A 15,288-nucleotide genomic window follows, 5' to 3' on the forward strand; every position below is an offset into this window, starting at 1 on the left:
GGTTTCATCCCGCTGTGATGCGGGCATCAAGAGGACAACGAGTTGGTAAGTTCTGCGAGGTTGGCGATGATGAACTCGCGCAGTTGCGCGATCTGCGCTGGCCGGTGGTACCTCGGGGAGAACGCCAGCTCGATGCTGCACCGCCCGGCGAAGGTGGACACGAAATAGCCGACCCAGGTCACCGGCTCCGAGGTGGCGAAGCCACGGAAGTCGACGATCTCGAATCCCGGCGGCACGGCGAGATCGGGCACCATCGCCCAGTTCGTGATGAAACTCCCTACGGCCGTGCGCGAATGGCCGTGCGCGGCCACCGATGCCGCGGCCAACATGACCGCGAGCGCGGCTCCGCTGTCGATTCCGGCAACGATCTGGGCCTTCGTCTCCTTCGCCAGCACACCCAGATCGGCGCCGGGCCCGCAGGCGGTGATGGTGGGCGCGAAGGCCAGGGCGTTGGTGATCTCGTCGGGGCGTGCCGCGGGCTGCAGATGAGGACGCAGGTCGACGAGATGGAACATGATCATCGGCAGTTCGGTTGTCGCACCGGCTGATTCGGCAATCGTCGTGCGTTCGGCGCGAACGATCGCAGCACTGAGCAGGGCATGCAGCGTTGTACCTGACGCCCGGGCGTGATCGAGCAGTGCGCCGGTCTCGTTGTGTGACAAGGTGATCCGCTGCCCTGGCGCAGGACGGAACACCGCGTCCGCACCGGTGTCGGTGGCCGCGATGCTGTACACCGTGCCCGCCGCTGCCGTGTGCTCGGGCAGGGCCATCGCCCGCGCATGGTAGGCCTGTTCGAGGCTGTGCGGGTAGACCGGGACCGGCTCGGGCACCGCCGCGTTCCCGGCCAGCATCGCAGCGGTGCGCCAGAAGTGCTCGAGCAGCGCGAATCCCATCGTGGCGTCGTTGATCGCATGGCTCACCTGCAGTGCGACCGCGGTCGTTTCGCCCTCGGACACGATCGTGAGTTTCGCCAGGCTGCGCGCGGGATCGAGCGGGAAGACCCTGCGTGCGAGCCAGTCGGCGATCGGGGGTGCCACGATGTCGATGGTTGCCGCGCTGGAGCCGTCGCCGGGGACCCGCAGCTGGCACTGGCCGTTGTTGATCTCGATCGTGCCGCGCAGCATCGGATACTTGCGGCACAGCAGATCGAACGCCGTGCACAGCAGCGCGGTGTCGACCCGGCCGGCACACATCGCAACGTAGCTGACGGTGAGCTTGCGCGGCACGAAGCCGTGATCGATCAGCCCCAGCGGAAATGTCGCGTCATCGTCTACCCGCGGTGAGACCGCAGACTCGATCACGCGAGGCCCAACAGTTCTGGGTTGGTGGCGCGCGCCCGCAACTGCTGCCCCGGGTCGACGACCAGCCGCCGGGTCCGCATGTCGAGCAGTCCGCTGACGCTGTGCACCTCGGCGACCAGCGTGCCGTCCGGCTTGCGCAGCGTGTGCTCGACGCGATGGGTCTTGCCCGGTCCCCACACGAAGACACACGACACGTCGACCTCGTCCTCGGCGCGCAGTTCGGCATGGTGGCGCAGTGTGGTTTCGAGGTTGATCGGCCCGAAACCGTCGGCGAGCAGCCGCTGCGGCGAGACACCGGCCGCCTGCCCGCAGGCGAAGCGAGCATGCTCGGCGTACTGCAGATACACCGTGGAAGCGAGATGGTGATTGGTATCGAGTTCGTAACTGCGGACGGTGAATCGCATCGTGAACGGTGCGGCACTCACGCAAGCTTCGGACACTGGGGCTCCTGACACTGGACAACAGTGGTGACGGTTGGCCAGCCTGCCGCCGTGGCGAGACCGGTACCAAGACAGTGGTGACACTGGTGTCGCCAGCACCTGGCACCGAGTCCGAGAGTGTTCGATGATGGGTGCGTGAGCACCGCCATCTCTCCTCGTCGTACCGAACTCGCGTCGTTCCTGCGCAGCCGTCGTGACCGGATCAGCCCGATCGAGGTCGGTATGGCACCGGGATTGCGCCGCAAGACACCAGGATTGCGGCGCGAGGAGGTCGCCCAGCTGGCCGGGGTTTCGGTCACCTGGTACACCTGGCTCGAACAGGGGCGGCCAATCAACGTCAGCGCACAGATCCTCGACGCGATCGCGCGCACGCTACGCCTGGACTCCGCCGAACGCACCCACCTCTACCGGCTGGCCGAAGTGCCGATCCCCGAGGCGGCCGCCCGTGCCGACGCGATCACCCCCACGGTCGCCTCGATCCTCGACGCCATCACCGGCTTCCCCGCCGCAGCACTCAACAGCCGCTGGGATCTATTGGGCTGCAACGCCGCCGCTGCAGCGGTGTGGCCGCGGCTCACCGCGCCCGAGGGCTCTCGCAACGTCCTGTGGGAACTGTTCGTCACTCCGGAATGCTGCCGCTGCTTCGTCAACCGCGACATCGGTCTGCCGCACATGGTCGCCTCGTTCCGCGCGGATTTCGCCCAGCACCTCGACGATCCGGCCTGGATCGACCTGACCCGCGGACTCACCGCCGCAAGTCCGGAATTCACCCGGCTGTGGGCCAACCACGACGTCGCCGCACCACCGACCCAGACCATGACCTATCGCCACGCTGCGGTCGGCGAGCTCTCGTTCTCGCTGACGAGGATGGATCTCACCGCCACCCCCGAAACCTTCCTCACCGTGTGGACACCGGTCGACGAGGTCAGCCGCCACCGCATGGACTGGCTGCTCGCCCACCCGCACGCACCGGCGCTCGACCACACCCACTGAACCGACCGCCTCGATCACCTGCGGCTGTGGTCATAAGACCTCCGGCTCGCACCACCCCAGGCGCAGCTGTCACTGGTTAGGCCGCAACGTGGGTGCGTACTGCGTCGAGCTGGGTCCGGGTGCCGAGAACGATCAGGACGGTGTCAGTGTGCAGCTCGATTTCGTCGGTAGGGTTGGCGATGAACTGGCCACCAGGGATTCGCAGGGCTAGGAGCAGCGCGCCAGTAGTCCGGCGCAATTCGACATCTTTGAGTGAGCAGCCGATCAGTTGCGACCCCGCCCCGATCGCGATTTCCTCCATCCGGTATTCGAGAGTGTCGTCGTGCATGACCACGTCGAGGAACTCGGCCACATTGGGCTGCAACGCGAATGCCGCCATCCGGCGGCCACCGATGAGCTGAGGGTTGACGGCCCGGTTCGCTCCGGCACGCAGCAGTTTGGACTTGGAGCCTTCGGTCCGCGCCCGCGCGATGATCACCAGATCGCTACGCATTGCCCGGCTCGACAACGTCACGTAAACGTTGTCGGCATCGCTGTCCAACGCCGCGATCAAGGCTTGGGCGTGTTGAATACCCGCTGCCTCGAGCACGCTGTCGTCGGTGACATCGCCCAGAATGTACGGATACTCGATGTCCTGCAGCCGCTGCGGATCATGGTCGATGACCACGATCGTCTTGCCGAGGTTCGTCAGATACTTTGCGGTCGAACACCCGACTCTTCCCCAGCCACACACGATGATGTGCCCGCGCATCCGGTCGATCTGGCGATTCATTCGTCTCCGCTCCAGATGGTGGCGTAGATGTTCTTCGATGAGGGCCTCCAGCAGCACCCCGAACATGTAGAACACGGTGCCCGCGCCCACCAGGATGAGCACCATTGTGAACACATACCCCGTTGGTATTCCTGCCGGTCTATGCCGCGCTACGCGGAGCCGACTCCGCACCGGAGGAAGTCGCTCGCTCTCTCGGCGCCGGACCATTGCGCGCCTTCTGTTCTGTCACCGTGTCACAGATCCGACTCCCGCTACTGGCGGGTGGGCTCCTGGTCGCGCTCTATGTCCTGCACGACTACGGCGGGGTCGCCATGATGCGCTACGAGACCTTCACCAAAGGCATCCAATACGCGTACAACGCCAGCTTCGATCGCACCGCCGCGAGCGTAATCAGCCTCGTCTTGGTCGTGCTCGCACTGTTGTTCGCCGCCGCCGAGTCGGTGGCGCGGGGTCGGGCCGCGACGCGAGTGGGTTTCGGCAGCCCCCGCCCCGCCACCCCGTTACACCTCGGAACAACCCGGCCGCTAGCCGTGCTGGCATGTGTCGCCCTGATCCTGATGTCCGTGATCGTGCCCCTCGGTGGTCTGCTGCCCTGGCTGTCCGGGCGCATCACCGGACACCTCGACCTCGCTGAACTTCTTGCCGCTCTTGGCAACACCGCATCCTTCGCTGGCTGGGGCGCGTTGCTGACCATGCTGCTTGCCCTGCCTGTCGGCATTCTGTCCGCACGTTCCCGGAGCGCGTTCGCCCGCACGATAGAGCTCGCCGCGTACTCCGGATACGCACTGCCCGCCATTTCGGTGGGCCTGGCGCTGGTGTACTTCGGCATCAACGCGGCGACAGCCTGGTACGGCCGCGGGCAGATGGTTGTCCTCGCCTATATCGCGCTGTTCCTGCCCATCGCCATCGGTGCCGTCCGGGCCTCGGTCGCCACCTCACCGCGCTTGTTCGAGGAAGTGGCCCGATCGCTCGGCAGTACGTCGTTCGGTGCGCTGGCACGGGTGTCGGTGCCGCTGGCCGCACCCGGGATCCTCGCCGGCGGTGCGCTCGTATTCGTCAGCTGCGCAAAGGAATTGCCCGCCACGCTGATCCTACAACAACCCGGACAGAACACCCTGGCCCTCGAGTTGTGGAAACACGTCGAGGTCGTCAACTACACACAGGCAGCGTGGTACTCGCTGACGCTGATAGTCGTTTCGGTGGTGCCGACGATCGTGCTCCAGCGCGTAGCCGACGGTCGGACTCGAGGATCTGGGCTGTACCGCTCGCATATCGCGGCCGTTCGGACCGGAACGAAAACCGAGGTGCTTCGATGAGCGAGTTGCACGTTCGACAACTGGCAGCCGGATACCGGGGCACCGCGGTGCTACAGGCGGTGGATCTGCGGGTTCCCGCAGGCAGTCTCACCGCCGTGCTGGGTCCTTCCGGGTGCGGGAAGACCACACTGCTGCGAGCGGTGGCCGGATTCCTGCGTCCCACGGCCGGTGAGATTCAGGTCGGCGGACGGGTGGTCGCGACCGCGACCACCGCGCTCCCTCCGGACCGCCGCAAAGTCACCATCGTTCCGCAGGAAGCTGCGTTGTTCCCCCACTTCACCGTGGCGGCGAACATCGGATACGGCTTGCCCGGCTGGACCCCAACGGCCCGCAAGCAGCGGAGCAGTCGAGTCGCCGAACTGTTGGAGGTTGTCGGCCTACGGGGGTACGCCGACCGCAAGCCGCACGAGTTGTCCGGCGGACAACAGCAACGTGTCGCCCTGGCACGGGCTTTGGCGCCCGGTCCGGCGATCGTATTGCTCGACGAACCGTTCTCCGCGCTGGACGCGGGACTGCGGAGCAAGGTCCGTGACCAGGTGCGTGAGATTCTGACCGAACTCGGTACCACCGCGGTGCTGGTCACCCACGATCAGGACGAAGCACTGTCCATGGCGGATCAGATTGCGGTGCTGCGAGAAGGCCGCATAGCACAAGTCGGGCCGCCCGCCGAGATCTACAGCAAGCCGATGGATGCGGAACTGGCCGGCTTCCTCGGCGACGCAGTGCTGCTGTCCGCTGTCGCCGAGGGACCGATGGCCCGCACCGCACTCGGCCCGGTGCCGCTCGCCCATCCCGCCAGCGGTATGGGCTCCTTGCTGGTCCGACCCGAGCAGTTGCGCCTGCGGCCCTTGCCCGCCGATCCCAACGGTCATGCGACCGCCACCGTGCGGCGAGTCAGCTTTTATGGACACGACTCCGTCGTACTGCTGCGTACCGACGAGGGAACCGATCTATTGGCCAGAGTCCCTTCGCCATTGATGGTCCGGGACGGCGACGGGGTTGTCATCGAGGTGGCGGGCACTGCCGTGTTCTACCCGGATCTTGCTGTCGGCAACCGCGTCGTTCAGACGAACACCGCGAGGTGAGCGAGCCGCGAGGTTCGCATTCTCGAGAAAGACGAGCGGGATATCACGCCGGCCGACGCCTTCCTCGACTCGGCAGTCGCTCACCGCGGCCAATTGCGCTGGCGCACCACGATCGCCGATCATCGGCACCGCGTGCTCGAACCGTACTGAGGGGTAGCTCGGCCCGAGACCAGTGCCTTGATCGCGCCGCAGATCGGACGTGCGAAGGTGCCGGCGAGGCGGGTATATGGCCAGATCGCGATGAGCAGCAACAGAAACACTGCTCGTGCCTGATAAAGGAAGGGAGCATGCGAAATCATGTCGGCATTCGGGTGAAACGTGAGCATTGATCGGATCCAGGTGAACAGTATTTCCGCGCTCCGATACCGGCCATCGGAGGAGTTCGGATCGAATCGGATGAGGATTCTTGACAGCAGTGCGGCAGTCAGGACGGGAAAGGTGACGTGATCCAGTGGAGTGATCAGTGGCCCGGCCGTGGCAGTGATCAAATTCGGAATCAGCAGAATCGCAGCGCCGACGATCGCCGACGGGATGGCAAGGGCCTCGGCGATGGTGATGATGAGGTGAATGACGTTGTCCGGGTGAGAATCGTGACCCGACGCCGCGACGTCGGCGATCCGTGCCACGACGATCACACTTGCGGCGAGTCCGAAGACCGCCGACCCGAAGCGCTCGGCCCTACCTAGACCTGCTCCGCTGCTGTAGCAACGGAATCCGTCGTGCCGCTGCCGCCACAGGTGGCCGACGATGAAGGAGAGAAAAGCGCAGTAGGACAGGGCGATCCACATCTGTGACGGCACGGGGGTGCGCCTTTCCGATTCGGGCTACTGTGACGCGAGTCACTGTCGCAGGAATGCGAATCGCCAGCTAGGGACCAATGACCACTACTGGCCCGAACTGCGCGAAGTGCGCATCACAAACCGAATCGTCAGTCGTTTCCGTCGGTATTCGAGCTGATCTCCAATAATGGAAGAGGCCCCGCTCCGGATGTCTCCTGCGCGGGGCCTCGAGCCGAAAAAGCTGCTAGGCGCTACCTTTCAAGCACTGAACAGCACTCTACTTGCAGGCCGCCTTGGCTTCACGCCGACGCCGATGCAGAATCGGCTCGGTGTAGCCGTTCGGCTGCTTGGCGCCTTCCAGAATCAGCTCCTTGGCCGCCTGGAACGCGATGCTGCCCGCGAAATCCGGCGCCATCGGCCGGTAGTTCGCATCGCCCGAGTTCTGCCGATCCACCACCGGCGCCATGCGCTCCAGGCTGGCCACCACCTCGTCGGCGCTGACAATGCCGTGGCGCAGCCAGTTGGCCATCAGCTGGCTCGAAATGCGCAGGGTGGCACGGTCTTCCATGAGCGCGACATCCTCGATGTCGGGCACCTTGGAGCAGCCGACACCGTGGTCGATCCAGCGCACCACGTAGCCGAGGATGGACTGCGAGTTGTTGTCCAGCTCCTGCTGCTTCTCCTCGGCCGACCAGTTCGGCGCCTGCGCCAGCGGGATCTCCAGGATCTGGTCGACGGTCGCCCGGCGGCCACCCTTGACGATCTCGCGCTGCCGGTCGAGCACGTTCACCTGGTGGTAGTGGGTGGCGTGCAGCGTGGCCGCGGTCGGCGACGGCACCCACGCGGTGTTGGCGCCCGCCTTCGGATGGCCGATCTTCTGCACGAGCATGTCGGCCATCAGGTCCGGCATCGCCCACATGCCCTTGCCGATCTGCGCCTTGCCGGGCAGTCCGGTCGCCAGGCCGGTGTCGACGTTCCAGTCCTCGTAGGACTTGATCCACTGCTGAGCCTTCATGTCGGCCTTGCGGACCATCGGCCCGGCTTCCATGGAGGTGTGGATTTCGTCGCCGGTGCGGTCGAGGAAGCCGGTGTTGATGAACACGACGCGCTCGGCGGCGGCCTGGATACAGGCTTTGAGGTTGACCGTGGTGCGGCGCTCCTCGTCCATGATGCCGACCTTGAGGGTGTTGCGCGGGACGCCGATGACGTCCTCGATCCGGCCGAACAGCTCGGCCGCGAAGGCGACCTCGTCGGGTCCGTGCATCTTCGGCTTGACGATGTAGACCGAGCCGGTGCGGCTGTTCTTCAGTTCGGTGTCCTCGCGCAGCGAGTGCGTCGCGATGAGCGAGGTGACCAGGCCGTCCAGGATGCCTTCCGGCACCTCGTTGCCGTCCTTGTCGATGATCGCGTCGCTGGTCATCAGGTGCCCGACGTTGCGCACGAACAGCAGCGAACGACCGTGCAGCACAAGCTCACTGCCGTCGAGCGCGGTGTAGACGCGGTCGGGGTTCATGGTGCGGGTGAAGGACTTCTCGCCCTTGGTCACCTTCTCGGCGAGGTCGCCCTTCATCAGGCCGAGCCAGTTGTGGTAGCAGAGCACCTTGTCCTCGGCGTCCACCGCCGCGACCGAGTCCTCGAAGTCCATGATCGTGGTGACCGCGGATTCGAGCACCAGATCCTTGACGCCCGCGGTGTCGGTGCTGCCGACCGGCGAGCTCGGGTCGATCTGGATCTCGATGTGCAATCCGTTGTGCTTCAACAACACCGAGGTCGGTGCGGCCGGGTCGCCGAGGTAGCCGACGAGCTGCCCCGGATCGGCGAGGCCGATCTCGGTGCCGTCTTCGAGGCCGACCTCGAGCTCACCGTCGACGATCGTGTACGACGTGGAACCGATGTGCGAACCGGTGATCAGCGTCGCGGCGTCGTCGAGGAAGTTGCGGGCCCACTCGATGACCTTGTCACCACGAACCTTGTTGTAGCCCTTGCCTTTTTCCGCTCCGTTGGCCTCGGAGATGGCGTCGGTGCCGTAGAGCGCGTCGTACAGCGAGCCCCAGCGCGCGTTCGCGGCGTTGATCGCGAAGCGGGCGTTCATCACCGGCACCACGAGCTGCGGCCCTGCGGTGGTCGCGATTTCGGCGTCCACGTGCTCGGTGCTGATCTGGAAATCGGCGGGCTCGGGGCGCAGGTAACCGATCTCGGTCAGGAAGCTCTTGTAGGCGGCCTTGTCGTAGTTCGCGCCGGGGTGCTCGGCGTGCCAGGCGTCGACCTTGCCCTGGATCTCGTCGCGTTCGGCGAGCAGCGCGCGGTTGCGCGGCGCGAGATCGTTGATGACCTGCTCGGCACCGGCCCAGAACGCGGCGGAATCTACGCCGGTTCCGGGGAGCGCCTCGTTCTCGATGAACTCATGGAGAACGCTGGCCACCTGAAGCCCGCCGACCTGAATCCGCTCTGTCATCTACTGCCTCACTTCTGAGAAAGCCGGGTGGGAAAGACGCATCCATGTTACCGGTGGGTAGTGATACCACCCTGTACCGGGTCGAAACGCCGCGTCTCACCGTTTCATTCCGCCGCGCCGATCGTGAGGAGGTCGATCAGTCGGCGCGTCACATCGTGTCGGCGGTCGGCCGGACAACGCGCTTGATTGTAGAGCGGCAGGCATTTAATGTACTGATCGGAACATTTTCTGACCTGCGGGAGTGTATGTGTCGGTCACAGACAGCGGTGCCCTCACCACCAGCAATGCCCTCATAGCCAGCGGCGCCCTCACCGACAAGGTCGTCGTGGTGACCGGCGGCAGCCGAGGGCTCGGCAAGGACATGGTGCGCGCGTTCGCCGCGGCAGGCGCGGACGTGGTGATCGCCAGCCGCAAGCTCGACAGCTGCACCGAACTCGCCGACGAGGTCGAGCACACGCACGGCCGCCGCGCACTCCCGGTGGCCTGCAATGTCAGCGACTGGGCCCAGTGCGACGCACTCGTCGACACCGTGTACGCCGAGTTCGGCCGCGTCGACGTCCTGGTCAACAACGCAGGCCTCTCACCGCTCTACCCGAGCCTGGATCAGGTGACGGAGGCGCTGTTCGACAAGGTGATCGGGGTGAATCTCAAAGGGCCGTTCCGACTTTCGTCACTGATCGGCACCAGGATGGCGGCCGGTGACGGCGGCTCGATCATCAACATCTCCTCGATCGAGGCGACCCGTCCCGCGCCGTTCGCGCTGCCGTACGCGGCAGCGAAGGCCGGATTGAACACGCTCACTGTCGGTCTCGCGCAAAGCTTCGGACCGACGGTGCGCGTCAACACCATTCAATGCGGCGCGTTCGCCACCGACATCGCCAAGGCGTGGCCCGACGAGATGCGCAAGCAACTCGCCACCCTCAACGCCCTCGGCCGAGTCGGCGAACCGCACGAAATCGTCGGCGCCGCACTGTTCTTCGCGACCGACGCGTCGGCGTTCTGCACCGGCGCCACCCTCGCACTGGACGGCGGCTGGCGATGAAAGCACTCACTTACGAAGGTCAACGCCAGATTTCGTACTCCGACGTGCCAGACCCGACAGTGACCGCGCCGGACAGCGCGATCATCCGGGTCACCGCGACCGGCATCTGCGGCAGCGATCTGCACATCTACAGCGGCCACGGCTTCACCGACCGCACCGGCTACAGCGTCGGCCACGAAGCCGTCGGCGAGATCGTCGAAGTCGGCCCCGCGGTGCGCCGCTACGCGATCGGCGACCGGGTGCTGGTCGCCGCGTCGGCGGGCTGCGACCGCTGCGCACGCTGCCGGGTCGGCGTGGTCGCGGCCTGCGAACGCACGCCGCTCCCGATCGACGCCTGCTACGGCCTCGGCGGCGCACTACCCGGCGGCCAAGCCCAGCTACTCGCCGTCCCGCACGCCGACGGCAACCTGATCGCGCTGCCCGACGAGATCAGCGACGCGGCCGCGGTGGTCCTCACCGACAACGCGCCGACCGCCTGGTACGGCGCCCGCCGCGCCCGCATCGCGCCCGGCGAGACCGTGGTGGTGATCGGGCTCGGCCCGGTCGGGCTGATGGCGGTCCAGTCGGCGTTCGCGATGGGCGCGGCCCGCGTCCTCGGCGTCGACCTGATCGCCGAGCGCCGCAAACAGGCCGCCGAGCTCGGCGCGGAACCGGTCGAGGGCGACGACCCGAAGCTCGCGATCCGCGAACTACTCGGCGGCGGCGCGGATGTCGCGATCGAGGCGGTCGGCGCCGACGCCACCATCAAGCTGGCGATCAGCGCGGTCGGCCACCGCGGCCGGGTCAGCGTCATCGGCGTCAGCCAGAACCGGGCCTATCCTTTCCACATGCCACTGGCGCAGGTCAAGGAGCTCGAGTTCCATATCGGCCTCTGCTCGATCCAGTACGAACTGCCCGCATTGCTGCGCCTGACCGCGGCCGGGCGGCTCCGGCCGGAGGCGGTGGTCACCCACCGGCTGCCGATGTCGGACGGCCCGCACGCCTATCAGCTGTTCGCCGAGCGCGCGGACGGCGTGGGCAAGGTCGTGCTGGACCCGGGCCGATGAACGCCCCCGCGCGCAGGCGCGGCCGCCCGCCCGCGACCGAGTCGACGGCGGGCGACACCCGGGCGCGCATCATGCGCGCCGCACGGGACCTGTTCGCGGAGAAGGGTTTCCACGGCACCGGCGTGGCGGAGATCGGCGACCGGGCTGACGTGCAGCGCGGCGCGCTGTACTACCACATCGGCTCCAAGGAGGAACTGCTCTGGCAGATCCTGCACGACTACATCCAGCTGATCCTGGTCGACGCCGAACGGATCGTGGCAGCCGACGACGATCCGATCACCAAGCTGCGCAGCCTGATCCACAGCTACGTCGGCTTGATCATCGAGCACCGCCGCGAGGTCGCGATCCAGCTGCGTGATGTCACCGCGCTCACCGGCGAGCGCGGCGCGCAGCTGCAGGAGCTGCGCGACCAGGTGCAGCACCGCTGGCAGCGGGTGATCGACGACGGCCACGCGGCCGGGCTGCTGCGCACCGACGATCACGTCATCACCAACAGCGTGCTCGGCATGCTCAATTCGGTGACCCTCTGGTACCGCCCGCACGGCGAGCACTCCCCCGCCGAGATCGCCGACCTTCTCGCGACCACGTTCCTCGACGGCGTGGCGACCACGACCGACACTCACACGAAAGGCTGATCATGGCTTGGGATTTCGAGACCGACCCGGAGTTTCAGAAGAAACTGGACTGGGCAGCGGAATTCGTCCGCACCGAGGTCGAGCCGATGGACCTGCTGTACCCGAACCCCTACGACCGCACCGACGCCGAGGCCATGGCGCTGATGCGCCCGCTCAAGGAGCAGGTGAAGGAACAGGGACTGTGGGCCTGCCACCTCGGTCCCGAGCTCGGCGGGCAAGGCTACGGGCAGATGAAACTGGCCCTGCTCAACGAGGTGCTCGGCACGTCGGTCTGGGCGCCGTCGGTGTTCGGTTGCCAGGCACCGGATTCCGGCAACGCCGAGATCCTCGCGCACTACGGCACCCCGGAGCAGAAGGCGAAGTACCTCGCGCCGCTGCTGGCCGGTGAGATCGGATCCTGTTACGTGATGACCGAGCCCACCGGCGGCTCGGACCCGACGACGTTCCAGACCCGCGCGGTCCGCGACGGCGACCACTGGGTGATCAACGGCGAGAAGTGGTTCAACTCCAACGCGCAGTTCGCCAGCTTCCACATCGTCATGGTGGTCACCAACCCCGATGTCAGCCCCTACCAGGGCATGTCGATGTTCATCGTGCCCGCCGACACCCCCGGCCTGGAGATCGTCAAGAACTTCCACGTGCACGGCTTCAGCGAGCACGAGGGCCACCTGCGCTTCACCGATGTCCGGGTCCCCGCCGACCACCTGCTCGGCGCCGAGGGCCAGGGCTTCATCGTGGCGCAGACCAGGCTCGGCGGCGGCCGCGTGCACCATGCGATGCGCACGGTCGCGTTGGTGCGCAAGGCCTTCGACATGATGGCCGAACGCGCCGTCTCCCGCCCGATGCGCAAGGGCCCGCTCGCGGGCCTGCAGATGACCCAGGAGCGGATCGCGGACAGCTGGATCGAGATGGAGCAGTTCCGGCTGCTCGTGCTGCGCACCGCATGGCGCATCGACAAGGAACAGGACTACCTCAAGGTGCGCAAGGACATTGCCGCCATCAAGGTGGCCATGCCGAAGGTGATGCACGACATCGCCCAGCGCGCACTGCACCTGCACGGCGCCATCGGCGTCAGCACCGACCTGCCGTTCGTGGACATGATGAACTACGCCGAGGTGATGGCGATCGCCGACGGCCCCACCGAGGTGCACAAGATCACCCTCGCCAAAGAGGTCCTGAAGGACTACGCCCCTGGCGATCCCGTGTACCCGAGCGGCTACCGGCCCGCACTGCGCGAGAAGGCCCGCGAGCTGGTCGCGCAGCGCCTCGAGCACGTCGTCGGCAACCTGTAGCAGGCAACCCGGAGTCGGCACCACCGCATCGATGCCGACTCCGGCCGCAGGGCTGCCCCGCCAGCGCATCGGCACGGTGGCCGCCGCAGGGCGACCGCGCCGAACCTCGGATCACGAAGCGCGACTGGCAAAATCGACAGGCTGCGGTTCGGCATAGGGCGCCATCGGGCTCAACTGGAGCACCGACGGCATCCGCCGAGTCAGCGCGGTCGGCCCGGTGAACAGCAACCGTCCCGTCCGAATCGCCTGTGCCGCAGACAATCTGCCGAGCCACACCTGATACAGCGAGGCAACGTCGGACGTGATGATCACGTCCACCGGATACCCGGGATCGGCGTCACACACCGACGGCGTTCCCGCCTCGATCACGATCCAGAACCGGTGCGCCACATCGGCGAACCGCACCGCGAACACCTGCCGCCGCCCCGGAAACGCCGACGTGTCCATCCGCGTGTGCATCCACCACACCAGCACCGCCGGATCGAGCTCCGCCGGCCGCGGATCGCCGAAGGTCCACCGCGAACCCCATTCGCCGAGACCGAACAGAATCGGCTTCAGCTCCAGACCCGCCTCGGTGAGCAGATAGTCCGAGCCGACCTTGTCCACCAATCCGGCCCGCTCGAACTGACGTAACCGCTTGGCAAGCAGGCTGCGGGACAGCCCGGGCAGCCCACGCGCGAGATCGTTGAAGCGGGTGCTGCCGACCAGCAGGTCGCGCAGGATCAGCAGCGACCAGCGCTCGCCGAGCACATCGAGCGCCCGGGAAATGGGACAGTACTGGCCGTAACCGGGTGTCGTCATGGGTCACCTCACGATCGGGGTCCAGATGCTGGACCGGCAGGGTCCACTTTCTGGACTATTCGGTTATCGCGCGCGTTCTTACCTTCGAAACATGACGACAACCTCCCCTGACATCAGCATCGACTGGACCACCCGCGCACGCCGGGTCGGCGAGACCATGCGCCCCGAGGTAGCCGACCGCGACCGCAGTGGCGAATTCTCCACGGCCGCTTTCGATCTGCTGCGCGAAGCCGGCCTCTCCGCCGCGCTCGTTCCCGCCGAATTCGGCGGCGGCGGCGCCACCCACCGCGACATGGGCGCGATCCTGCGCGAACTCGGCCGCCACGATCCGTCCACCGCGGTCGCCTTCGCCATGCACACCCATCTGGTCGCCGCCCAGGTGTGGCGACACAACCACGGCATCGACGCCGCCCCGCTGTTCGGCAAGGTGGTCGCCGGCGCGATCCTGATCAGCACCGGCGCCTCGGACTGGGTCGGCTCCAGCGGCCGCGCCGAGCGGGTCGACGGCGGCTATCGGGTGCACGCCCGCAAGGCGCCGGCCAGCGGCGTCGAGGCGGGCACGGTGCTGGTCACCAGCATCCGCTGGGGCGACGCACCGGAGGGCCCGCACGTCCTGCACTGCGCCGTCCCGCTGGACTCTGCCGGTGTGCGCATCGAAAAGACCTGGGACACCCTCGGTTTGCGCGCGAGCGGCTCACACACCGTGATCCTCGACGACGTCTTCGTCCCCGACAAGGCGGTCTCGCTGATCCGGCGCGCGGATGCCTGGCCACCGTTGCTGAACGTGGTGATGGGCGCGGCGATGCCGCTGGTGATGTCCGCCTACCTCGGCATCGCCGATGGCGCGGTGGAATTGGCGGCGGCGCTGGCGGCCGACCGCGCCGACGCACCGACCTTCCAGCTCGCCGGGGAGATGGTCAACGCCCACCTCACCGCCACCGATCTCATCACCGCCATGTTCACCGCCGCCGACAACCTCCAGTTCGACAACACCGACCAGCACGCCAGCCACATCCTCGCCCGCAAGACCGCCGCCGCCGAAGCACTGCTCAACACCGTCCGCATCGCCATCGAAACCGTTGGCGGACTGGGCTATTCGCGGCACTGCGAACTGGAGATGCGCTACCGCGACGTACACGGCTGCCTGTTCCATCCGCTGCCGAGGGCCAAGCAGACCCGGTTCTCCGGGCGAGTCCTGCTCGGACACACGCCGAACGGCTGACACCGAACCCCGCCGCCCCCATAATCCCCATGGGGGCCTAACCCACTCCCCGACTCCGGCCGTCCCGATTTCGTCACACATTCTCGGGGCCTTTTCCGAACGGCCGGGC

14 protein-coding genes are annotated in these 15,288 nt (G+C 66.7%); 8 read left to right on the forward strand and 6 right to left on the reverse strand.

Translation table 11 applies throughout. From position 1 onward, the window contains the following. Positions 1–26: 26 nt before the first annotated feature. Both NA11_RS06975 and NA11_RS06980 read right to left on the reverse strand, forming a co-directional pair. Positions 27–1,301, reverse strand: a complete 1,275-nt coding sequence (locus tag NA11_RS06975; RefSeq protein WP_069160925.1) for a phthiocerol/phthiodiolone dimycocerosyl transferase family protein — start codon at positions 1,299–1,301, stop codon at positions 27–29. Then, on the reverse strand, positions 1,298–1,741 hold the full coding sequence (locus NA11_RS06980; protein WP_245745749.1) for an acyl-CoA thioesterase: 444 nt from the start codon (positions 1,739–1,741) through the stop codon (positions 1,298–1,300). The genes NA11_RS06975 and NA11_RS06980 overlap by 4 nt, the downstream gene beginning before the upstream one ends. A 135-nt stretch (positions 1,742–1,876) precedes the next feature. Between NA11_RS06980 and NA11_RS06985 the strand changes: the two genes are divergently transcribed. Then, entirely contained in the window at positions 1,877–2,734 is an 858-nt protein-coding gene (locus NA11_RS06985) for a helix-turn-helix transcriptional regulator (RefSeq protein ID WP_069160926.1), read from the forward strand. 76 nt (positions 2,735–2,810) lie between these two features. Here NA11_RS06985 and NA11_RS06990 read toward each other — a convergent pair whose 3' ends face one another. Then, positions 2,811–3,611 carry a potassium channel family protein gene (locus tag NA11_RS06990; RefSeq protein ID WP_069160927.1) on the reverse strand — a complete coding sequence of 267 codons (801 nt, stop codon included), beginning with the start codon at positions 3,609–3,611 and terminating at the stop codon, positions 2,811–2,813. Between the two features lie 17 nt (positions 3,612–3,628). Between NA11_RS06990 and NA11_RS06995 the strand changes: the two genes are divergently transcribed. Both NA11_RS06995 and NA11_RS07000 read left to right on the forward strand, forming a co-directional pair. Beyond that, positions 3,629–4,822, forward strand: coding sequence for an ABC transporter permease (locus NA11_RS06995; protein WP_141717451.1), 1,194 nt, complete (start codon positions 3,629–3,631; stop codon positions 4,820–4,822). Continuing rightward, a complete protein-coding gene (locus tag NA11_RS07000) occupies positions 4,819–5,907 on the forward strand; it encodes an ABC transporter ATP-binding protein (RefSeq protein WP_069160929.1) in 1,089 nt (362 codons plus the stop codon). Before NA11_RS06995 ends, NA11_RS07000 begins: the two co-directional genes overlap by 4 nt. A 119-nt stretch (positions 5,908–6,026) precedes the next feature. Here the strand turns inward: NA11_RS07000 and NA11_RS07005 are convergent, their stop codons facing one another. Both NA11_RS07005 and NA11_RS07010 read right to left on the reverse strand, forming a co-directional pair. Further along, on the reverse strand, positions 6,027–6,707 hold the full coding sequence (locus tag NA11_RS07005; RefSeq protein ID WP_141717452.1) for a respiratory nitrate reductase subunit gamma: 681 nt from the start codon (positions 6,705–6,707) through the stop codon (positions 6,027–6,029). A 256-nt stretch (positions 6,708–6,963) separates the two neighbouring features. Then, positions 6,964–9,141 (reverse strand): malate synthase G, encoded by a 2,178-nt coding sequence (locus NA11_RS07010; RefSeq protein ID WP_069160931.1) that lies wholly within the window; start codon positions 9,139–9,141, stop codon positions 6,964–6,966. Positions 9,142–9,433: 292 nt separating this feature from the next. On the opposite strand from NA11_RS07010, the gene NA11_RS07015 reads away from it, so the two are divergent. The 4 genes from NA11_RS07015 to NA11_RS07030 are packed head-to-tail and all read left to right on the forward strand — an operon-like array spanning position 9,434 to position 13,156. Beyond that, the gene (locus tag NA11_RS07015) at positions 9,434–10,183 is read left to right on the forward strand and encodes an SDR family NAD(P)-dependent oxidoreductase (RefSeq protein WP_084654283.1); all 750 of its coding nucleotides are present in this window, start codon (positions 9,434–9,436) and stop codon (positions 10,181–10,183) included. After that, positions 10,180–11,229 (forward strand): alcohol dehydrogenase catalytic domain-containing protein, encoded by a 1,050-nt coding sequence (locus NA11_RS07020; RefSeq protein WP_069160932.1) that lies wholly within the window; start codon positions 10,180–10,182, stop codon positions 11,227–11,229. The genes NA11_RS07015 and NA11_RS07020 overlap by 4 nt, the downstream gene beginning before the upstream one ends. Beyond that, a complete protein-coding gene (locus NA11_RS07025; RefSeq protein ID WP_069160933.1) occupies positions 11,226–11,864 on the forward strand; it encodes a TetR/AcrR family transcriptional regulator in 639 nt (212 codons plus the stop codon). Before NA11_RS07020 ends, NA11_RS07025 begins: the two co-directional genes overlap by 4 nt. 2 nt (positions 11,865–11,866) lie before the next feature. Next, positions 11,867–13,156 carry an acyl-CoA dehydrogenase family protein gene (locus tag NA11_RS07030; protein WP_069160934.1) on the forward strand — a complete coding sequence of 430 codons (1,290 nt, stop codon included), beginning with the start codon at positions 11,867–11,869 and terminating at the stop codon, positions 13,154–13,156. Positions 13,157–13,267: 111 nt separating this feature from the next. On the opposite strand, the gene NA11_RS07035 is transcribed toward NA11_RS07030, so the two are convergent. Then, positions 13,268–13,957, reverse strand: coding sequence for a winged helix-turn-helix transcriptional regulator (locus NA11_RS07035; RefSeq protein WP_069160935.1), 690 nt, complete (start codon positions 13,955–13,957; stop codon positions 13,268–13,270). A gap of 91 nt (positions 13,958–14,048) precedes the next feature. On the opposite strand from NA11_RS07035, the gene NA11_RS07040 reads away from it, so the two are divergent. Continuing rightward, on the forward strand, positions 14,049–15,179 hold the full coding sequence (locus NA11_RS07040) for an acyl-CoA dehydrogenase family protein (protein ID WP_069160936.1): 1,131 nt from the start codon (positions 14,049–14,051) through the stop codon (positions 15,177–15,179). Positions 15,180–15,288 lie beyond the last annotated feature (109 nt).

The sequence above is a fragment of the Nocardia altamirensis NBRC 108246 genome (genome assembly GCF_001612685.1).
Classification (GTDB): Bacteria; Actinomycetota; Actinomycetes; order Mycobacteriales; family Mycobacteriaceae; genus Nocardia; species Nocardia altamirensis.

Bases quoted from the DNA above. Each gene is read 5' to 3' on its own strand.
- NA11_RS07020 (WP_069160932.1), top strand. From the start codon at position 10,180: ATGAAAGCACTCACTTACGAAGGTCAACGCCAGATTTCGTACTCCGAC.
- NA11_RS07030 (WP_069160934.1), top strand. From the start codon at position 11,867: ATGGCTTGGGATTTCGAGACCGACCCGGAGTTTCAGAAGAAACTGGAC.
- NA11_RS07000 (WP_069160929.1), top strand. From the start codon at position 4,819: ATGAGCGAGTTGCACGTTCGACAACTGGCAGCCGGATACCGGGGCACC.
- NA11_RS07035 (WP_069160935.1), bottom strand. From the start codon at position 13,957: ATGACGACACCCGGTTACGGCCAGTACTGTCCCATTTCCCGGGCGCTC.
- NA11_RS07025 (WP_069160933.1), top strand. From the start codon at position 11,226: ATGAACGCCCCCGCGCGCAGGCGCGGCCGCCCGCCCGCGACCGAGTCG.
- NA11_RS06990 (WP_069160927.1), bottom strand. From the start codon at position 3,611: ATGGTGCTCATCCTGGTGGGCGCGGGCACCGTGTTCTACATGTTCGGG.
- NA11_RS07040 (WP_069160936.1), top strand. From the start codon at position 14,049: ATGACGACAACCTCCCCTGACATCAGCATCGACTGGACCACCCGCGCA.
- NA11_RS07010 (WP_069160931.1), bottom strand. From the start codon at position 9,141: ATGACAGAGCGGATTCAGGTCGGCGGGCTTCAGGTGGCCAGCGTTCTC.